Raw genomic sequence first — 17,004 nt, forward strand, 5'->3', positions numbered from 1 at the left:
CGGAGTGTCACCATCGACGGCTCCGTTGCTCGTCGGGTTGTGAAGGCGTGGGGTGAAACTGAACCCTTCAGATCGATTATGTCCACGGCAGACATAAGCGGGAAGTTCGAGTTCTCAGTCGGAGATAACGCTGCACTTAACCTGTGGGTGATGACCTGGGATTTATCGACCCGATCCGGGCGTCGGGCTCACTCGGCGGCGCGGTCGCCGCCGCGATGGGGGCTCGGATCGGGGGGAAGGATCACCACGGGCGGTTGCGTTCGAGTCTGCGCCCGCCACCAGACCACGAATCCGGTGGCCGTGAAGGCGCCGTAGAACACGTACATCAGCCCGGTCGCGTAGTACCCCGAGCCGAACAGCAGAGGCACGCCGACGACGTCGACCGCGATCCAGATGAGCCAGAACTCGGTCCAGCCCTTGGCCATGCCGTAGGTCGCCAGCAGTGAGCCGACGAAGGTCCAGGCGTCGGCCCAGACCGGCTCCCACGACCCGAGGGCGCGGAACAGCGGAGTGAGCGCCACCGTGCCGATGACCATTCCGAGCACCAGTCCGATGCGCGCACTCGTCGGCGCCCACCGGGGACTCACCCGGCCGCCCTCGGCGTTCCGCCAGCGGACCCATCCGTAGATCGCGACCGCGATGAACATGACCTGCCGGCCGGCCTGTCCGAGCAGATGCGGCAGCGAGTGGTCGGGGCTGAGGATCGAACCGAGGAAGACGGTGAGCAGCAGCACGTTGCCGATGATCCCGACCGGCCACGCCCAGATCTTCCGCCGCATGCCGCCGATCGCGCTCGCGAGGCCGAAGGCGTTGCCCACGACCTCGCGGATGAGCAGCGTCTGCCCGCCCGGCAGCACCCATTGCGAGTTGAAGGCCTCGGCGAGCCAGCGCAGCAGATCCATCGGGGTCAGCGCGCCGCGTCGGGCGCGGGGCGGTCGTCGAGCGTGAGCTGGAGCATGCTCAGGTCGAGCCAGCGTCCGAACTTCGCCCCGACCTGCGGCATCCGTCCGACCTCGGCGAAGCCGAGCCGCTCGTGCAGCACGATCGAGGCGACGTTCCCGCTCTCGATGCCGCCGATCATGACGTGGATGCCGGCCGCGCGGGCTCGCTCGATGAGCGCGGCCATCAGGGTCTTCCCGATGCCGCGGCCGCGCTGATCGCCGCGCACGTACACGGAGTGCTCGACGGTGTGCCGGTAGCCGCTGTGCGGCCGCCACTGCGCGAACGACGCGTATCCGAGCACGCCGCTCTCGTCGGCGGCGACGATGACCGGATACCCGCGTGTCCTCCGATCGGCGAGCCAGGCGGCGCGGTCGGCGACGTCGACCGCGTCCTCGTTCCAGATCGAGGTGGTGTGCACCACGGCATGGTTGTGGATCTCGGTGATCGTGGGGAGGTCCGACTCATCGGCATCCCTGATCTGCACGGCTGTCATCGGGGTCTCTCGTCTTCTGCGCTTCGGGTGCGCATCGCCGACGCTAGCAGGATGCCGGGGGTCAGACGTCGCGCGAGTGCGGTGCCTTCGCGCGGAGCGCATCCCGCACGAGGATCGCGCGGCGCATGTCGACCATGATCGGATCGAAGAACCGCTCGCGGTACCGGGCCTCGCTCACGGCGGAGAACACGAACGGCAGCGAGGCGATCAGCGAGAGCAGCATGGCGGCCTTCAACAGGTTCACCGTGAGCGGCAGCTCGACGCCGGCGACGATGAGAGGCTCGACGATCAGCGGCTGGGACTCGCTGCCGGGACCGAGCCAGATCTCCACGACGCCGATCGGGATCGCGATGCTCCCGATGATGATCAGGAGGGCGGCGAGCAGCAGCGCGAAGAACAGCGCCTGCAGCAGCTGGGCGATGGTCATCGCGATCAGGATGTTGAAGCGCTGCGGTGCACGGAGACGCTGGTGCTCCGCCGGCGCCGGAAGGTGCTCGGCCGGGGTGTCGGCGAGCATCGCCCTCCGCTGGACCTCGGTGGGCGCCTGGGCGTCGTCGTCGATCTCGGACGCGCTGACCCGGAGCACGACGATGCCCGCGAGGATCGCGACGACCAATCCCACGAGGGCGATCGATCCCCAGTGCAGCGCGGACGCCATCTGCCACACCTCGGCCGAGAAGAACGCGAACACGACGAGCATCAGGATCACGGGCAGGGCGATCGACGCCATGTGACCGATCGCCGAGGCGTTGTGCACGGCGAGGCGCGATGCCCAGGAGATCAGGGCGCCGCCGCCCATGCCGGTGACGAGCACGCAGAGGATGAGGACGAGCAGAGCCCAGAAGACCGGGCCGACGGTCGCCCGCGGATTGTTCTGGTAGCCGAAGACGATGATCCCGGCGAGACACGCGATGATGAGCGCGAGCGCGATGAGCGTCCCGATGCCGACCGAGAGCCGGCGCAGGATGGCGCGGGCCGCGACGTAGCCGCCCCAGGTGGCGACGACGGTGAGAGCGAGGACGCCGACGACGACGAGGGTCAGCAGCGCGGCTTCGCCGGCTGTCGAGTCCTCGGCGAACTCGACGGTCAGCTCGATCCCGTCGCCGACCAGGTAGACGAGGATCGCCACGCCCACGATCAGCGGTGCGACGCGGCGGGGGAGATCGGTGAACCAGCGCCTCAGCGGGACGAAGGTGGGAAGCCCCTGCTCGCGGAACCAGCGATCGGCATCGCGCTTCGCGCTCCGGTTGCTCGGGGATGCGGACATGCGATGAGACTACTCGCGGGTCAGACGTGCACGTCGGCGGGGGATTCCTCGCCCTCGTGGAAGCTCGGCTTCTTGCCCAGCATCCGTCCGATGCCGAGCACGATGACGACGATCAGCAGGCCGAGCGCGAGGCCGGCGATCGCCGAGATGATGGTGTCGACGATCCAGACGACGACCGCGCCGGCCGGCTCGAGCGCGTGCTCGACGGCATGCAGCACGTCGACCGGGAAGTGCCAGCCGACCTCGCCGAGGTTCACGAGCACGAGGTGGCCGCCGACCCAGAGCATCGCGACCGTGCCGAGGATGCTGATGAAGCGGAAGACCGCGGGCATCGATCGCACGATCCGGGTGCCGGTGTGACGGACGCGCTGCACCGGGTTCTTCGCCATCTTCAGGCCGATGTCGTCGATCTTCACCAGCAGTGCGACGGCTCCGTAGACGACGCCGGTCATCAGCAGGGCGATCACGGCGAGGATCGCGAGGGTCGTCCAGATGTCGAGACCCGCCTCGAGGTTCGCGAGCGAGATCAGCATGATCTCGGTGGAGAGGATGAGGTCGGTGCGCACGGCGCCGAGCACGAGCTTCTTCTCATCGCGCGCGCCCTCGTCGGCGTGGCCGTGCTGCACGCCGAACCACTCCAGCACCTTCTCGGCACCTTCGAAGCAGAGGTACGCACCGCCGACGATCAGCAGGTACGGCAGCACCCACGGCGCGAAGGCGGTGAGCAGCAGCGCCGCCGGGATGATGATGAGGAACTTGTTCGCGAGCGAACCGAGAGCGATCTTGCCGACGACGGGCAGCTCGCGGGCCGGCGTGATCCCCTGCACGTACTGCGGTGTGACCGCGGCGTCGTCGATCACGACGCCCGCCGCCTTCGCGGAGGCCTTCATCGCGGCGCTCAGGATGTCGTCGACGACGGCGAGAAGTCCAACGGACATGTGTTCCCCCAGGGTCTGTGGTTCAGGGGGCAACTCTATCGAGTCGGGTGAAACTCACAGCCCGCTCCCAGTCCCACGGGACCAAAACGGGACCGGCATCCGTTCTCCTCTAGTGACGGCGCAGCCAGCGACGTCGGACAAGGAGTCAGATCATGTCGAACGACTACGGCAGGACCCCCGAGGCGGTCAGTGCCCTCACGCATCTGCAGTACGAGGTGACCCAGCAGGACGCGACGGAGCCGCCGTTCCGCAACGCCTACTGGAACACCCATGACGACGGCATCTACGTCGACGTCGTCTCCGGCGAGCCACTGTTCTCGTCCACCGACAAGTTCGACAGCGGCACCGGATGGCCGAGCTTCACCAAGCCCATCGATGCGGATGCCGTGACCACGCGCACCGACCGCAAGCTGTTCATGAAGCGCACCGAAGCGCGCTCGGCCGGCGCCGACAGCCACCTGGGCCACGTCTTCGACGACGGACCGCGCGACGCGGGAGGATTGCGGTACTGCATGAACTCCGCCGCTCTCCGGTTCATCCCCGCTGACAGGCTCGAGGAAGAGGGGTACGGTCGCTACAGCCGCCTCTTCGACACCACCACCGATATCTCTGAGGAGCAGTCATGACCGACACCGGAACCATCACCCGCACCCCCGGCACCGAGACCGCCGTCCTGGCCGGTGGCTGTTTCTGGGGCATGGAGGACCTGATCCGCCGCCAGCCCGGCGTGCTCGACACGCGCGTCGGCTACACCGGAGGCTCGAACGACCACGCGACGTACCGTAACCACCCGGGTCACGCCGAGGCCGTGGAGATCGTGTTCGACCCGTCGAAGACGACCTACCGCGACATCCTCGCGTTCTTCTTCCAGATCCACGACCCGTCGACCAAGGACCGTCAGGGCAACGACATCGGCTCGAGCTACCGCTCGGCGATCTTCCCGCTCAGCCCCGAGCAGGAGACCGTCGCGCGCGACACGATCGCCGACGTCGACGCCTCCGGTCTCTGGCCGGGCAAGGCCGTGACCACGATCGAGCCCGAGGGTCCGTTCTGGCAGGCCGAGGAGGAGCACCAGGACTACCTGATCAAGTACCCGAACGGCTACACCTGCCACTTCCCGCGTGCGGGATGGGTGCTGCCGAAGCGTGAGAGCGCGACCGTCTGACCGTCACGGTGCTTCGACAAGCTCAGCAGCCCCGTCCGCTGGGTCCCTGAGCCTGTCGAAGGGCCCTCCGTCTCTCAAGGCGGAGGGCCTTCATCGTGCCCGGGCCTCGTAGGAGCCACCGCCGCGCGCGACGTGGGAGGAGATCTCCGCGTCGGGAGGAGCGGATGCTTCGCATCCTCAGCCCATGCGTGTGATCTCAGCCCGACGATGCGCCGCATGACCCGGGCTTGGGCGTCAGCCCTCCGCGAGGAAGGCCAGCGCGGCTTCCTTGAAGTCCCGCGAGCCCGGCGCGTTGAAGTGGTTGCGGTTCGGGATCTCGAAGAACCGCCCGTCGTGGGCGGCGGATGCCAGGGCGCGCGAACCTTCGATGATCGCGTCCTTCGATCCGGTGGCGAACAGGATCGGGCGGGCGGGCGCATCCGCCGGATCCGGGTCGATCGTGCCGGATGCCCGCATCCCCTCGGCCAGCGCGACGAGCGCCTGCAGGTCATTGCCCGGCACCCGCTCGGTGAGGGCGATGTAGTTCTGCGTCGTCTGATCCGCCACGGGGGTGCCGTCGGCGATGTACGCCCGCACTTGGTCGAGATCCAGCCGTGCGAGGGGGATGCCGTCGGGCACGCCACCGAGCACCGCGCGGCCGATCCGCTGCGGCAGGTCGCGCACGACCTCCCAGCCGACGCGCGCGCCGAGCGAGTACCCCACGTAGAACGCGTCGTCGACGAGGTACGCGTCCATGACGGACTCGACGTCGGTCGCGAGGGTGCGGATGCCGTAGTCCTCCGGCTGATGCGGCTTCGCGCTGTTCCCGTGCCCGCGCTGGTCGAGGGCGAGCACCCGGTAGCCGGCACGGGTCAGCTCGCGCACCCAGCCGGTGAGCACCCAGTTGTCGCGCGCGTTGGATGCGAAGCCGTGCACGGCCACGACGACCGGGGCATCCAGGTCGCCCCAGGTGTAGGTCGCAAGCCGGGTGCCGTCTGCCGCGTACACCTGCTGCGGGTCGGGCATGCTGGTCAGGTCGGAGAGAGGGACAGCCACGGCATCCATTCTGGCCCCACCCGGTGTCGATCAGGGCGGTCGGGATGGTCTTTCTGCGTAACCCTGATGGCGTCAGCCATCACCCGCATGAGAGCGTGAGTGCGGGAGATGTCGCCCACGGCATCCGTGCTCTCGCCGAAGCTGTGCTGCAGCTCGGCGTCGAGTCCCGGACGAGTCTCGAGAGGATCCGCTGATGGCGACACCGGTGATCGCCCCGCGGTCGGGGGAGCGTGCGCCCACCGTCACGCTCTGGATGATGATGGCGCTGACGTTCGTCACCGGGCTGGTCGACGCGGTCGGATTCCTCGGGCTCGATCGAGTGTTCGTGGGCAACATGACCGGGAACATCGTGATCCTCGGCATGGCTGTCGCGGGGGCGGACGATCTGCCGGTGCTCGGGCCCGCGATCGCGCTGGGGACCTTCACCGTCGGGGCGTACATCGGCGGGATGGTCCTTCGTCGCCGTCGGAGGGAGTGGAGCGGCGGGGTGTCTCTCCTGCTCCTCACGGGGGCCTTCGTCCTCGCCCTGCTCGGGGTGGCGTATCTCATCCCCGATTGGGCGGCGTCCGACGTGCTCGAGCTCATCGCCTCCTCGACCACGGCCGCGGCGATGGGCATGCAGGCGGCGGTCGCACGCAGTCTCGCCGTCGCCGACGTGACGACTGTCGTCGTGACCTCCACCCTCACCTCTCTCGCGAGCGAGTCTCTGGTCGACGGCGGGGTGAAGGGTGTGTGGAACCGGCGTTTCGCCGCGATCGCGATCATCTTCGTCGGGGCGCTCGTCGGCGCGCTGCTCCTGCGCTTCGGTGTGGCCGTGCCGCTGCTGCTCGCGGGCGCGCTCACCGTCGCGGTGGTCGCGTTCGGTCATCGCTCGCTCCACACGCGTGCGGTCGCCGTCTGATCGCTCGCTGTTCGCGACCGTGGCGGGCTGACCCGAACCGCCTTCACTTGGATTCGGCGGCCCCCGCGGTGACGGAGGCGAGTTCGGCCGCGCCGAGCGACGAGTGCAGCGGAAGCGTCGGGCGGAGTGCCGCGAGGATGCTCTCGGCCGACGACCCGCTGAACACGAAGACCGGACCGGTCGCTCCGGCATAGGTCTCGTCGTGCCAGCCGATCGCCCCGGATCCGAGGGCGGCCTGGAGGGCGATGGTCACACCCGTCAGATCCTCGGATGCCGCGCTGTGGAGGTGCGTGCGCAGCAGCACGTACTCCGTGGAGCCGACCGGATGCTTCCGCCCGTCGACAGCGACCCATGAGCCGCGGGCGATGCCGTTGCTCTCGAGGACCCCGAGGAGCTCGATGATCGCGCGGTCGATGTCGACCGCCGTCACAGTGAGCTCGATGTCGGCCGCCACGGGCTCGCCCTCGGCCGACAGTTCGGTACCGCCGCCGTCGATCACCGCGGACGCGTCGAGCTGGGGCAGCAGCGTCCCGACGATCCCGTCCTCCTGCGCATGCCGCACGTGCGGCGACATCGGCTGTGCGAAATGGATGGTCACGGCGTGCGTGGAGCGCTGGGGCTTCCGTGAGAACAGGGGCATGCCGATACGGTACTGCGCGGCGTTCCGGCGGAGCCGGCATACCGGTATGCCGTCGGGGCGGCCTCACACGATGAAGGAGATCTCAGGTTCTGAAGGAGCATCCGTGGGATTCGGTCCTGCAGAACGTGAGATCTCCTTCATTCCGTGCGAGGAGACGCGGATGCTGCGCGGCGAGGCCGTGCCCCGCCGCGCAGCGCCGTCTCAGACCGCGCGGCGCAGGGCCTCGCCGAGCGCGGCATCCACGTTCGTCCAGTACTGGAAGAACCGCTCGCGGATCTCGTCGATCGTGATGCCGCGGCCCTGACCGGTCAGGGTCTCGAGGAACCGGGCGCGCTGCTCGTCGTCGAAGACCGTGCGGTACAGGGTGCCGGCCTGACCGAAGTCGTCGTCGTCGAGGTGCAGCGTCGCGGCACTGCGCATGAGCTCGCCGTCGGACTCCCAGCTCGCCTCGACGCCGGCGACCGGGTCGGCCTCGGGCCCGCCGGCAGCGCCGAAGGAGTTGGGCGTGTAGACGCGGTGCTCGGCCGGGTTCGGCTTGTACTGCATCTGGCCCTCGTGCATGTAGTTGCGCACCTCGGCCGCGTGCGGCTGGTTGACGGGCAGCTGGTTGTAGTTCGCGCCGATGCGGTAGCGCTGCGCGTCGGAGTAGGCGAAGACGCGGGCCATGAGCATCTTGTCGGGCGAGATGCCCGTGCCGGGAACCTGGTTGCCCGGCGAGAAGGCGGCCTGCTCGATCTCGGCGAAGAAGTTCTGCGGGTTGCGGTCCAGCGTGAACGTGCCGACCTTGATGCGCGGGTAGTCCTTCTTCGACCACGTCTTGGTCAGGTCGAACGGGTTGAAGCGGTACTCCTTGGCCTCGTCGTACGGCATGACCTGCACGTAGACATCCCACGACGGGTAGTCGCCGGTGTTGATCGCGTCGAACAGGTCGCGACGGTAGAAGTCGGCATCCGATCCTGCGAGCTCCTGCGCCTCGGCGGCGCCCATCGCCTCGACACCCTGCTTCGACAGGAAGTGGTACTGCACCCAGAAGCGCTCGCCCGCGGCGTTGACCCACTGGTAGGTGTGCGAGCCGTAGCCGTTCATGTGCCGCCAGCTGCGGGGGAGTCCGCGGTCGCCCATCAGGTAGGTGACCTGGTGCGCGGTCTCGGGGGAGAGGGTCCAGAAGTCCCACTGCATGTCGGCGTCGCGCAGGCCGGAGTCGCCGAGGCGCTTCTGCGAGTGGATGAAGTCGGGGAACTTCATGGCGTCGCGCAGGAAGAAGGTCGGAGTGTTGTTGCCGACGATGTCGAGGTTGCCCTCGGTCGTGTAGAAGCGCAGCGCGAAGCCGCGCACGTCGCGCCACGTGTCGGGGGATCCCTGCTCGCCGGCGACCGAGGAGAAGCGGAGGAGCGTCTCACTCACGGCGCCCGGCTGGAAGGCCGCCGCCCGCGTGTAGGCCGAGACGTCTTCGGTCACCTCGAACGTGCCGAACGCGCCGCCGCCCTTGGCGTGCGGGTTGCGCTCCGGCACGCGCTCCCGGTTGAAGGAGGCGAGCTTCTCGACGAGGTAGCGGTCGTGCAGGACGGTGGGCCCGTCGGCACCCACGGTCAGCGAGTGGGCGTCACTCGGTGCCGGGGTACCGGTCTGCGTCGTGGTGGCCGGCTTCGCCGGGATGTGCGGATTCGTCATTTCTTCTCCTTCTGCGCGCAGGCGCGACGAGTACCCCTGCCCGGGCGGGCAGGCGGGCGCGTCGGACTACTGCGCGACGTTCTGGCAGCTGGGGCAGAGGCCCCAGAAGGTGACTTCGGCTGTCTGGACGGTGAATCCCCCGGCCGAGGACGGGGTGAGACACGGCGCTTCGCCGACCACGCAGTCCACGTCGCCGATCGCACCGCACCCGGTGCAGACGACGTGGTGGTGGTTGTCGCCGATGCGCCGCTCGTAGAGCGCTGCGGAGCCTGCCGGTTCGATCCGGCGGATGAGGCCCGCCGTCGTCAGGTCCGCAAGGATGTTGTGCACCGACTGGATCGACGTGGTCGGAAGCACGTCGGACACGGCGCGGTAGACCCGCTCCGCATCCGTGTGGGCCATGGAGTCCAGTGCCTCGAGAACGGCGACGCGGCCCGCGGTCGCACGCAGTCCGGCACCGCGCAGTGCCGACTCGAGTGCTGTCTCCATGTCTTCGACCCTACACGGTGTTTTGAGTGATTCAAAAGAAGGATGCTGGCATATCGGTGCTGGCTTCCCAGCAAACTTTCAGGCTATCTTTCAGCTATGGATTCGATCACCTCGCAAGCCGACCTCACGGCGCTCTATGGCGTCTACGGCGTCATCAGCCTCGTCCTCTACGTCATCATCGCGATCGCGCTCTGGAAGGTCTTCACGAAGGCCGGCGAGCCCGGCTGGCTCGCGATCATCCCGATCGTGAACGCCTTCGTGCTCGTCAAGATCGCCGGCTTCTCGATGTGGCTGGGACTGCTCTACCTCATCCCCATCGTCAACATCGTCCTGCACATCATCGTCGCCCTCCGCGTGGGCAAGGGCTTCGGCAAGGACACGGTGTTCTCCGTCTTCCTGCTCTGGCTGCTCTCGGTCATCGGATACCTGATCCTCGGATTCGGCTCCGCGACCTACGACCGCTCGCGCATCTCCTGAGTCCAGCCGACGACGAGACCCTCGCAGCCGCCGGCTGCGGGGGTCTTCTGCGTGCCGGGGTCAGGACTCCGACGGGGCCAGAGGCAGCTCGCGGCCGTAGTTCCACGAGAGGATGGCGGGCTGCTCGCGGTAGTAGCTGAGGACCGATACGGATCCCGCGTCCAGGCTGATCTGCGCGCCGAATCGCGGGGCCTGCCGCAGGAACACGGCCGTCAGGATGCGCAGGAGATGGCCGTGCGCGACCAGCGCCACATCTCCGTCGACCAGGGCGGGGAGCACGCGCGTCAGCACTCGTGAGGCCCGCGCGGCCACTTCCTCCACCGTCTCTCCCGGGGTCTTGCCCCGGATGACGCCGTGGGTGAAGGCGCTCCAGTCGTAGCCGAGCTCCGTGCGGATGTCCTTCGTGCTGCGGCCTTCATATCCGCCGTAATCCCACTCGACGAGAAGCGGATCCACGTCGGCGTGGAGTCCCGCGAGCTCCGCGGTGCGCCGGGCCCGCTGCAGCGGCGAGGTCAACACGAGCGAGAAGTCGTAGTCGGCGACCAGTTCGCCGGCACCCCGGGCGAGGTCCTCCCCGCGAGGGGTCAGCGGGACATCCGTCAATCCGGTGTGCAGACCTGCTCTCGACCACTCCGTCTCGCCGTGGCGCAGGAGCACGAGCTTCCCGGTGGGGTTGTCGGGGGCGGGACGGTCGGGCAGCGGATCGATCGTGGGCACACTGTCAGGCTGTCACGATCAGCGGAGCCTGTCACGATCGGCCGACACATCTGCAGGTTTCGTCCGCAGATCGGGCACATGTCCGCTGATCGAGACCGGCGTCAGCTCTCCGTCGCGCAGTGCGCGGCCCCACGGCTCAGACGGGTCGTGGATCGCGACCGCCAGCGTCGTGTCGGACTGCCCGTAGTAGGCGAACCAGGTGCCCTGGAACTTCACGAGTCCCTCGACGAAGGTCACGTTCGAGACGAGCCCGTGCATGTCCTCGAAGGTCTGCGGGCGCAGCCAGGGTTCCTGCAGACGGGCGATGACCTTCGTCGGCTCGTCGGGGTCGATCGCGATCTGGCCGCAGCGGTAGTCGACGTCGACCGAGCCGTCGTCGTTCACGACGCGGGTGGCGCCGTTCGTCAGGAACAGCAGCAGCCCGTTGTCGGTGACCACCGGGGATGTGCCGATCTCGACGAGTGCCTCGTCCCAGGTGCCGGGGGTCGGCGAGTACATCGGCTCGGTGTCGGCCGTGCCGGGGGTCCAGTGGATGAGGTCGTCGCTGGTCGCCCAGTAGATCGCACCTTCGCCGAAGTACATCCACCACTTGCCGTGCATCCGCTGCGGAACGATGACCCCGGCCTTCGACCAGTTGAACCCGCGAGGGTCCATGGTCTTGAAGGTGTCGAAGTCGTCGAACAGCGGGCCGTGCTTGGTCCAGGTGCGGAGGTCCGTCGAGGTCGCGAGGCACAGCTGGGCGCTCCGGCGATCCCAGCCCGTGTAGGTGAGGTAGTACGTGCCGTCGATCAGCGCGATGCGCGGATCCTCGCAGCCGTACGTCTCGTAATCCTCGGATGGGGACAGGATCGGCGCGTCCTCGCGCGTGAAGTTCACGCCGTCGCTCGACCGGGCCAGGCCGATGTGGGAGACGATGTCGTCGGCGTGTGCCCGATACAGCAGCACGACCTCGTCGCCGTCGACGATCGCCGCCGGGTTGTAGAGGTTCGCCGACTCCCAGCTGTCGCCGCGGGGCCGCAGGATCGGGTTGCCCTCGTAGGGGGTGAACGGACCGAGGGGGAAGGAGGCTCCGGAGAACATGGTGGATGCCCTTTCTGGCTGGACGGCGGCTGCTGGACGGCGTGGAGTCAGCCCTTGACGGCTGCGCCGAGGTCGGTGGCGCGGAAGAACCGCTGGAAGACGATGAACAGGATGACGACGGGGAACGCGAGCGCCGTGGCACCGGCGAGGATCGCCCCGTTCGGGTTGGCGGTGGACTGCGCCACGTTCGAGATGTAGTTCGCGAGGGACACGGCGAGCGGCTGCAGCGTCGCGTCCTTCGTGATGAGGAACGGCCAGAGGAACTCGTTCCACGGACCGATGAACGTGACGAGCACGACGGTCACCAGCACGGGCTTGATGAGCGGGATCGCGACCGATGTCAGCAGGCGGATCTCGCCTGCGCCGTCGATGCGCGCCGCCTCGAAGATCTCCACGGGCAGCGCCTTGAAGAACTGCACGAAGATGAACACCGCGGTCGTGTTGATGAGGAAGGGCAGGATCATGCCCAGATACGAGTCGCCGAGCCCGTAGCTGCGGGTGATCTGCACGTAGAGCGGGATCATCAGCAGCTGGAACGGCACCATCTGCACGAGCAGCATGAGCACCCAGACGACGCCGCGTCCGCGGAAGTCGAGTCGAGCGATCGCGTAGCCCGCCAGGAGTCCGAAGACGACGGTGCCCAGCAGCACGCCCGCCGTGAAGATGAGCGAGTTCAGCAGGGAGCCGACCAGGTCGATCCGCGAGTCGATCGCGACGAAGTTGTCGACGGTCCATCCGCTGGTCGGGAAGAGCTCGTTCGGCGCGTTCGTCGGACTCTCCTGGAAGGCCCCGACCAGCATGAAGTAGAACGGGAAGGCGAACCCGATGGCGGCGACCGTGAGCAGGATGATGCTCAGGATGCGTGGGGCCTTGCTTCTGCGTCTCATCATCGCTCCCTGGTCGCGCGGTTGGCCATCAGCGACAGCATCCCGACGAGGATCACGAGGATCATGCCGATCGCTGCGGCCGTGTCGGGGTTCTGCTGCTGGATGCCCAGCTGGTAGATGAGCAGCACCGGGGTCGACGAGGCGCCGTCGGGGCCGCCGCCGTTGGTGAGCAGGTACGGCTCGGTGAAGAGGTTGGCGCCGGTGATGATCGACAGGATCAGCACGAGCGTGGTGGCGCTGCGCACCCCGGGGACGGTGACGTGCAGGAAGCGCTTGAACGCGCCGGCGCCGTCGGTCTCCGCCGATTCGTAGAGCTCCTTCGGCACGTTCTGCAGTGCCGCGAGGTAGAGCAGGATGTAGAAGCCCAGCTGCTTCCACGTCACGTACAGCGCGATCATCGGCATCGCGAGACCGCTGTTCACGAGCCAGGACGGATCGGGGGCGAGCGGGCCGAGGATCGAGTTGATCAGCCCGTTGCCCGAGAACAGCAGCATCCAGACGCCGACGAGCGAGACGCTCGCCGTCAGGTACGGCACGTAGAAGGCCACCCGGTAGGCGGCCACCCAGCGGATGCCGGAGTTCAGGGCGGCCGCCAGGACGAGCGACAGCACCGCGGTCAGCGGCACGTTGATCACCAGGAACACCAGCGTGTTGCGGAACGAGCCGAGCACGCGCGGATCGGTGAGCACGGTGACGAAGTTCTCGAAGCCCACGAAGGGCCGCTCGACCTCGGTGCCGGGTGCGGTGAAGAAGTAGTCGTGGAAGGCGATGTAGACAGCGAACGCGAGCGGATACGCGAAGATCGCGATCACGAACACGAAGTACGGCAGCGCGAACAGGCCGCCGATCGGCTGCGCACCCAGCCATCGGGTGCGCAACCGCCGGTTGTCGGTCATCAGATCACTCGGCGACGAGCTCGTCGATCTTGGACGAGGCGTTCTTCAGGAAGTCGTCGATCGAGTCCTTGCCGAAGATCACCGCGGGGGAGTATGCGTCGCGGAAGGCCTGCCAGGCCTCGACCGAGTTCGGGATGCTGGGCACGTCGGCCGTGGCCTCGGCCTGCTCGGCGAACGCGACGTAGTTCGGGTTGGCCTCGAAGTAGTCCGCGAAGGTCCCGGTCAGGTCGGTGCGCATCGGCATCTGGCCCGTGGCCTCGAGGAACTGGCCGTCGCTCTCGACGCTGGTGGAGAACTTCAGGAACTCCCATGCCGTGGCCTGGTTCTCGCAGGCCGTGAACATCGAGACGCTCTTCGAGTCGGCGAAGGTGACCGGGTTCTCGCGGCCATCGCTCGTCGGCACGGGCATGAAGCCGACGTCGACGGTCTCGGCGTACGAGGGGATCGCCCAGGGGCCGGCGAGCTGCATCGCGGTCGTGCCGGACGACATCGCGTCATCGGTCGCGGCCTCGTTCGGCGCCAGCTTGTCCTTGTAGATGCTCGCCCAGAACTCGGAGACGGTGCGGCCGGCATCCGAATCGATCGTGGCCTTGCCGTCTTCGACGAGCATCGTGCCGTCGGTCTCGGCGAGGTACAGCGGGTAGAAGTCGAACCACGGCTGGTAGAACTCGCTGGTCGGCGCCGGCCAGATCGCGCTCTGCACGCCCGAGTCGACGATCTTCTGCGCGCCGCCGAGGAACGCGTCGTACGTGTTCATCTGCGGGTCCTCGGGATCGATGCCCGCGGCCGTGAACAGCGCCTTGTTGTACATGACCATGACGGGGTTCGACTTCCACGGCAGCTGGTAGTAGCTGCCGTCGCTGGAGTACGACTCGACGTCTCCGCCGCGCTCGGTGATGTAGTCGCTGCCGCCCTCGATCGTGCTGAGGTCGACGAGGCCGCCCTGCTTGACCCATCCCGAGACGGCTGCAGGTGCCACGTTGTAGACGAGGCAGGGCGCGGTGCCTGCGGTGATCGCGGCGGTGATGGCCTCTTCCGACGACGACCCGGCGGGGATCTCCTGCGCGGTGACCTTCTCGTCGGGGTGCTCGTCGTTCCAGGCCTTCACCACGGCCTGCCCCCACTCGACCTCCTGCTCGTTGTTCGAGAGCCAGACGTCGATGGGGCCGGTGCCCGAGGCATCGCCTTCTCCGCCACCGCCTCCGCCGGCGGAGCATCCGGTGGCGATGAGCGCGACAGCGCCGATGAGCGCGACTGCACGGATCTTCTTCATGGTGTCCTCCTCGACACAGGTGGTGGATCTGATGCGGGTGATGCGGATGCCGACTATGCGGTGCTCTCGCGGAAGTGCACGACGTTGCAGTCGACGATCTCGGTGCGCGGGTGCGCTCCGAGGATGACTTCCCGCAGGATGCGGGCGGCGGCGCGACCGCGCGCCGCCGGGTCCGACGAGACGCTGGTCAGCGCCGGAGAGAGATGGGCCGACAGGTGGTCGTCGTCGAATCCGGAGATCGCGAGATCCTGCGGGATCGAGAGTCCCTGCGAGCGGGCGTAGGAGAGGCCGGCGATCGCCATCGTGTCGTTCGAGTACAGGATGGCGGTGGGGCGCTCGGGCAGGGCGAGCAGCTCTTCGGTGAGGTCGCGTCCGCTGGCGGCGGTGAAGTCGCCCTCGCGGAGCAGCTCGTCGTCGCCGATCTCGGCGAGGTAGGCGTCGGCGCGTGCGCGCGAGTGCACGTAGTCGAGGGGCCCTGCGACGTGGGCGATGCGCTCGTGCCCGGCGGCGCGGAGGTGGGCGATGATCTCGTGCACGGGGGCGGCGTCGTCGGTGCGGACGCACGAGAAGGTGGTCGGCTGGTCGTAGGCGCCGACGAGGACCGTGGGAAGCCCGAGCCCGAGCTCGTCGAGCAGAGGGACGCGCCAGTCGTCGGTGCGGAGGTCGAGCAGGAGCGCGCCGTCTGCGCGGCCATGGCTGAGGGCGCGGTAGGCACGCTCCTCGGCGTCACGCCCCGGCACGACCTGGAGCAGGAGCGCGGTCTCGGTCTCGGCCAGCACGGATTCGACGCCGGCGATGAAGGCGGGGAAGAAGGAGTCGTTCGCGATGACCTCGGGGTCGCGGGCCAGCACGACGGCGACCGCATTGGCGCGGCGGGTGGCGAGTGCCCTGGCGCTCTGGCTCGGCACCCAGTCGAGCTTCGCGGCTGCGGCGAGGACCTTCGCCCTGGTCTCCTCCGAGATCGGGCGGTTGCCGCTGAGCGCGTGGGAGACCGTCGCTTTGGTCACGCCGGCCTCGCGGGCGACATCGGCGATCGTCGTGCGGCTCATGACACCTCCTCGTGGAATCGCACCGGAGCATGCTGCATCAGCGTTGAACCGGTTTGATTGAGAGTAAACCGGTTTGCGTTGCCTTGTCAACGGTGTCCGTGGCGGAACGTCGCGTCAGACGGCGGCATCCCACCAATCGAGCACACGGGTTCCGAACAGGGTGAGCCAGCGCGACGGCTCGCCCTCCGGAGCGTCGACCGCGAACCAGGTGCGGCCCGCGAGCGGCGAGCCCTGCAGCCAGGTGCCATCGGGCCGGCGGGCAGCGCGGACCAGTTCGACGGCCTCCGCCAGCCGGGGATCGGGGCGCGCGCCCTCGAGAAGCGCGGCGTCGCGGAAGTGGTCGAGCGCGGTCAGGGCGCTGTACTGATGGCGGTGCGGGTACGTGTAGCGCGACACGAAGCCGTCGACGACCTCTCCGGTGGACTCCCGGTACAGGAGACGGCGGCGGAGCAGATACTCCTCGCCGCCGTGACGGGCGTCGCGCACGGTCGTGTCGCCGGTGAGGCGCTCGTAGGCCAGCAGCCCGACCGCGGCGTTCAGCGTCGAGTGGAACGACGACCGTGTCGACCGCCCCTCCTCGGCCTCGCAGTTCCAGCCGCCGTCGGCCAGACGATGCTCCACGAACCACCGTGCCAGCTCGCTCATGTCGACACCGAGCCAGGCACCGCTCGCCAGCGTGTAGGCATTGATGCACACGTCGACCTCGCCGTCCCAGAACGGGCGGTCCTCGTATTCCCAGCGGCAGTTCGCGGCGAGCTTCTCGACCGTCCCGTCGAGAGCAGCGGCATCCGCGCCCCACTCCCGGAGATCCTTGAGCGACCAGCTCGTCGCCACCCAGGGCTGACCCTCCGTCTCAGCCTCGGGGCTGTCGAAGAAGCCCGCGGGGAAGTGCGCGCCGCCGGCCCACTGCCCATCGGCATCCTGTCGAGCCAGCAGTGCGGCACCGAAGCCTTCGGTCGCCACCCGCGCCCTGGTCGCCTGCCAGACCTCGGGTGGTGCATCGAGGAGGTCGCGCTCGACCTGCCAGCGCAGCACGGGATCGGAGTCGAGCAGCCAGTCGCGCAGTGCGGTCGAGATCGCCATT

19 protein-coding genes are annotated in these 17,004 nt (G+C 68.2%); 4 read left to right on the forward strand and 15 right to left on the reverse strand.

Annotated features, from left to right (window positions below; translation table 11 throughout):
• Positions 1 to 188: 188 nt before the first annotated feature.
• The 4 genes from pnuC to MRBLWH11_RS05730 form a co-directional block, all read right to left on the reverse strand.
• Positions 189 to 902 carry a nicotinamide riboside transporter PnuC gene (gene pnuC, locus MRBLWH11_RS05715; protein WP_341947076.1) on the reverse strand — a complete coding sequence of 238 codons (714 nt, stop codon included), beginning with the start codon at positions 900 to 902 and terminating at the stop codon, positions 189 to 191.
• 5 nt (positions 903 to 907) lie between these two features.
• Positions 908 to 1,435: an N-acetyltransferase family protein gene (locus MRBLWH11_RS05720; RefSeq protein ID WP_341947077.1), complete on the reverse strand. Its 528-nt coding sequence runs from the start codon at positions 1,433 to 1,435 to the stop codon at positions 908 to 910.
• 61 nt (positions 1,436 to 1,496) lie between these two features.
• On the reverse strand, positions 1,497 to 2,702 hold the full coding sequence (locus MRBLWH11_RS05725; RefSeq protein ID WP_341947078.1) for a hypothetical protein: 1,206 nt from the start codon (positions 2,700 to 2,702) through the stop codon (positions 1,497 to 1,499).
• Between the two features lie 20 nt (positions 2,703 to 2,722).
• Positions 2,723 to 3,640 carry a DUF808 domain-containing protein gene (locus MRBLWH11_RS05730; RefSeq protein ID WP_341947079.1) on the reverse strand — a complete coding sequence of 306 codons (918 nt, stop codon included), beginning with the start codon at positions 3,638 to 3,640 and terminating at the stop codon, positions 2,723 to 2,725.
• Between the two features lie 152 nt (positions 3,641 to 3,792).
• On the opposite strand from MRBLWH11_RS05730, the gene msrB reads away from it, so the two are divergent.
• Complete coding sequence (gene msrB / locus MRBLWH11_RS05735) at positions 3,793 to 4,266, forward strand: peptide-methionine (R)-S-oxide reductase MsrB (RefSeq protein WP_116633457.1); 474 nt, start codon at positions 3,793 to 3,795, stop codon at positions 4,264 to 4,266.
• Positions 4,263 to 4,805, forward strand: coding sequence for a peptide-methionine (S)-S-oxide reductase MsrA (gene msrA, locus MRBLWH11_RS05740; RefSeq protein ID WP_116633458.1), 543 nt, complete (start codon positions 4,263 to 4,265; stop codon positions 4,803 to 4,805). Before msrB ends, msrA begins: the two co-directional genes overlap by 4 nt.
• 234 nt (positions 4,806 to 5,039) lie before the next feature.
• Here the strand turns inward: msrA and MRBLWH11_RS05745 are convergent, their stop codons facing one another.
• Complete coding sequence (locus MRBLWH11_RS05745) at positions 5,040 to 5,840, reverse strand: alpha/beta fold hydrolase (protein ID WP_341947080.1); 801 nt, start codon at positions 5,838 to 5,840, stop codon at positions 5,040 to 5,042.
• A gap of 193 nt (positions 5,841 to 6,033) precedes the next feature.
• Between MRBLWH11_RS05745 and MRBLWH11_RS05750 the strand changes: the two genes are divergently transcribed.
• Positions 6,034 to 6,741, forward strand: a complete 708-nt coding sequence (locus MRBLWH11_RS05750; RefSeq protein ID WP_341947081.1) for a YoaK family protein — start codon at positions 6,034 to 6,036, stop codon at positions 6,739 to 6,741.
• Between the two features lie 43 nt (positions 6,742 to 6,784).
• Here MRBLWH11_RS05750 and MRBLWH11_RS05755 read toward each other — a convergent pair whose 3' ends face one another.
• The 3 genes from MRBLWH11_RS05755 to MRBLWH11_RS05765 all read right to left on the reverse strand — a co-directional run bounded on the left by MRBLWH11_RS05755 (position 6,785) and on the right by MRBLWH11_RS05765 (position 9,541).
• Positions 6,785 to 7,381, reverse strand: a complete 597-nt coding sequence (locus MRBLWH11_RS05755) for a hypothetical protein (protein WP_341947082.1) — start codon at positions 7,379 to 7,381, stop codon at positions 6,785 to 6,787.
• 201 nt (positions 7,382 to 7,582) lie between these two features.
• Complete coding sequence (locus MRBLWH11_RS05760; RefSeq protein ID WP_116633461.1) at positions 7,583 to 9,052, reverse strand: catalase; 1,470 nt, start codon at positions 9,050 to 9,052, stop codon at positions 7,583 to 7,585.
• A 66-nt stretch (positions 9,053 to 9,118) separates the two neighbouring features.
• Positions 9,119 to 9,541, reverse strand: coding sequence for a Fur family transcriptional regulator (locus MRBLWH11_RS05765; RefSeq protein ID WP_116633462.1), 423 nt, complete (start codon positions 9,539 to 9,541; stop codon positions 9,119 to 9,121).
• 96 nt (positions 9,542 to 9,637) lie between these two features.
• Here MRBLWH11_RS05765 and MRBLWH11_RS05770 point away from each other — a divergent pair, with 96 nt between their 5' ends.
• Positions 9,638 to 10,018: a DUF5684 domain-containing protein gene (locus MRBLWH11_RS05770; RefSeq protein ID WP_116633463.1), complete on the forward strand. Its 381-nt coding sequence runs from the start codon at positions 9,638 to 9,640 to the stop codon at positions 10,016 to 10,018.
• Positions 10,019 to 10,078: 60 nt separating this feature from the next.
• On the opposite strand, the gene MRBLWH11_RS05775 is transcribed toward MRBLWH11_RS05770, so the two are convergent.
• The 7 genes from MRBLWH11_RS05775 to MRBLWH11_RS05805 all read right to left on the reverse strand — a co-directional run bounded on the left by MRBLWH11_RS05775 (position 10,079) and on the right by MRBLWH11_RS05805 (position 17,003).
• Positions 10,079 to 10,735, reverse strand: coding sequence for a histidine phosphatase family protein (locus MRBLWH11_RS05775; RefSeq protein WP_341947083.1), 657 nt, complete (start codon positions 10,733 to 10,735; stop codon positions 10,079 to 10,081).
• 18 nt (positions 10,736 to 10,753) lie between these two features.
• Complete coding sequence (locus tag MRBLWH11_RS05780) at positions 10,754 to 11,815, reverse strand: glycoside hydrolase family 130 protein (protein ID WP_341947084.1); 1,062 nt, start codon at positions 11,813 to 11,815, stop codon at positions 10,754 to 10,756.
• 47 nt (positions 11,816 to 11,862) lie between these two features.
• A complete protein-coding gene (locus MRBLWH11_RS05785) occupies positions 11,863 to 12,705 on the reverse strand; it encodes a carbohydrate ABC transporter permease (RefSeq protein ID WP_341947085.1) in 843 nt (280 codons plus the stop codon).
• Positions 12,702 to 13,598 (reverse strand): sugar ABC transporter permease, encoded by an 897-nt coding sequence (locus tag MRBLWH11_RS05790; protein WP_116633466.1) that lies wholly within the window; start codon positions 13,596 to 13,598, stop codon positions 12,702 to 12,704. Before MRBLWH11_RS05790 ends, MRBLWH11_RS05785 begins: the two co-directional genes overlap by 4 nt.
• Positions 13,599 to 13,602: 4 nt before the next feature.
• Positions 13,603 to 14,871, reverse strand: a complete 1,269-nt coding sequence (locus MRBLWH11_RS05795) for an extracellular solute-binding protein (protein ID WP_341947087.1) — start codon at positions 14,869 to 14,871, stop codon at positions 13,603 to 13,605.
• A gap of 53 nt (positions 14,872 to 14,924) precedes the next feature.
• Entirely contained in the window at positions 14,925 to 15,920 is a 996-nt protein-coding gene (locus MRBLWH11_RS05800) for a LacI family DNA-binding transcriptional regulator (protein ID WP_341947088.1), read from the reverse strand.
• Between the two features lie 114 nt (positions 15,921 to 16,034).
• Positions 16,035 to 17,003, reverse strand: coding sequence for a squalene cyclase (locus MRBLWH11_RS05805; protein ID WP_341947089.1), 969 nt, complete (start codon positions 17,001 to 17,003; stop codon positions 16,035 to 16,037).
• Position 17,004: the final 1 nt, after the last annotated feature.

Origin of the sequence: Microbacterium sp. LWH11-1.2 (assembly GCF_038397745.1) — a bacterium.
Taxonomy (GTDB): domain Bacteria; phylum Actinomycetota; class Actinomycetes; order Actinomycetales; family Microbacteriaceae; genus Microbacterium.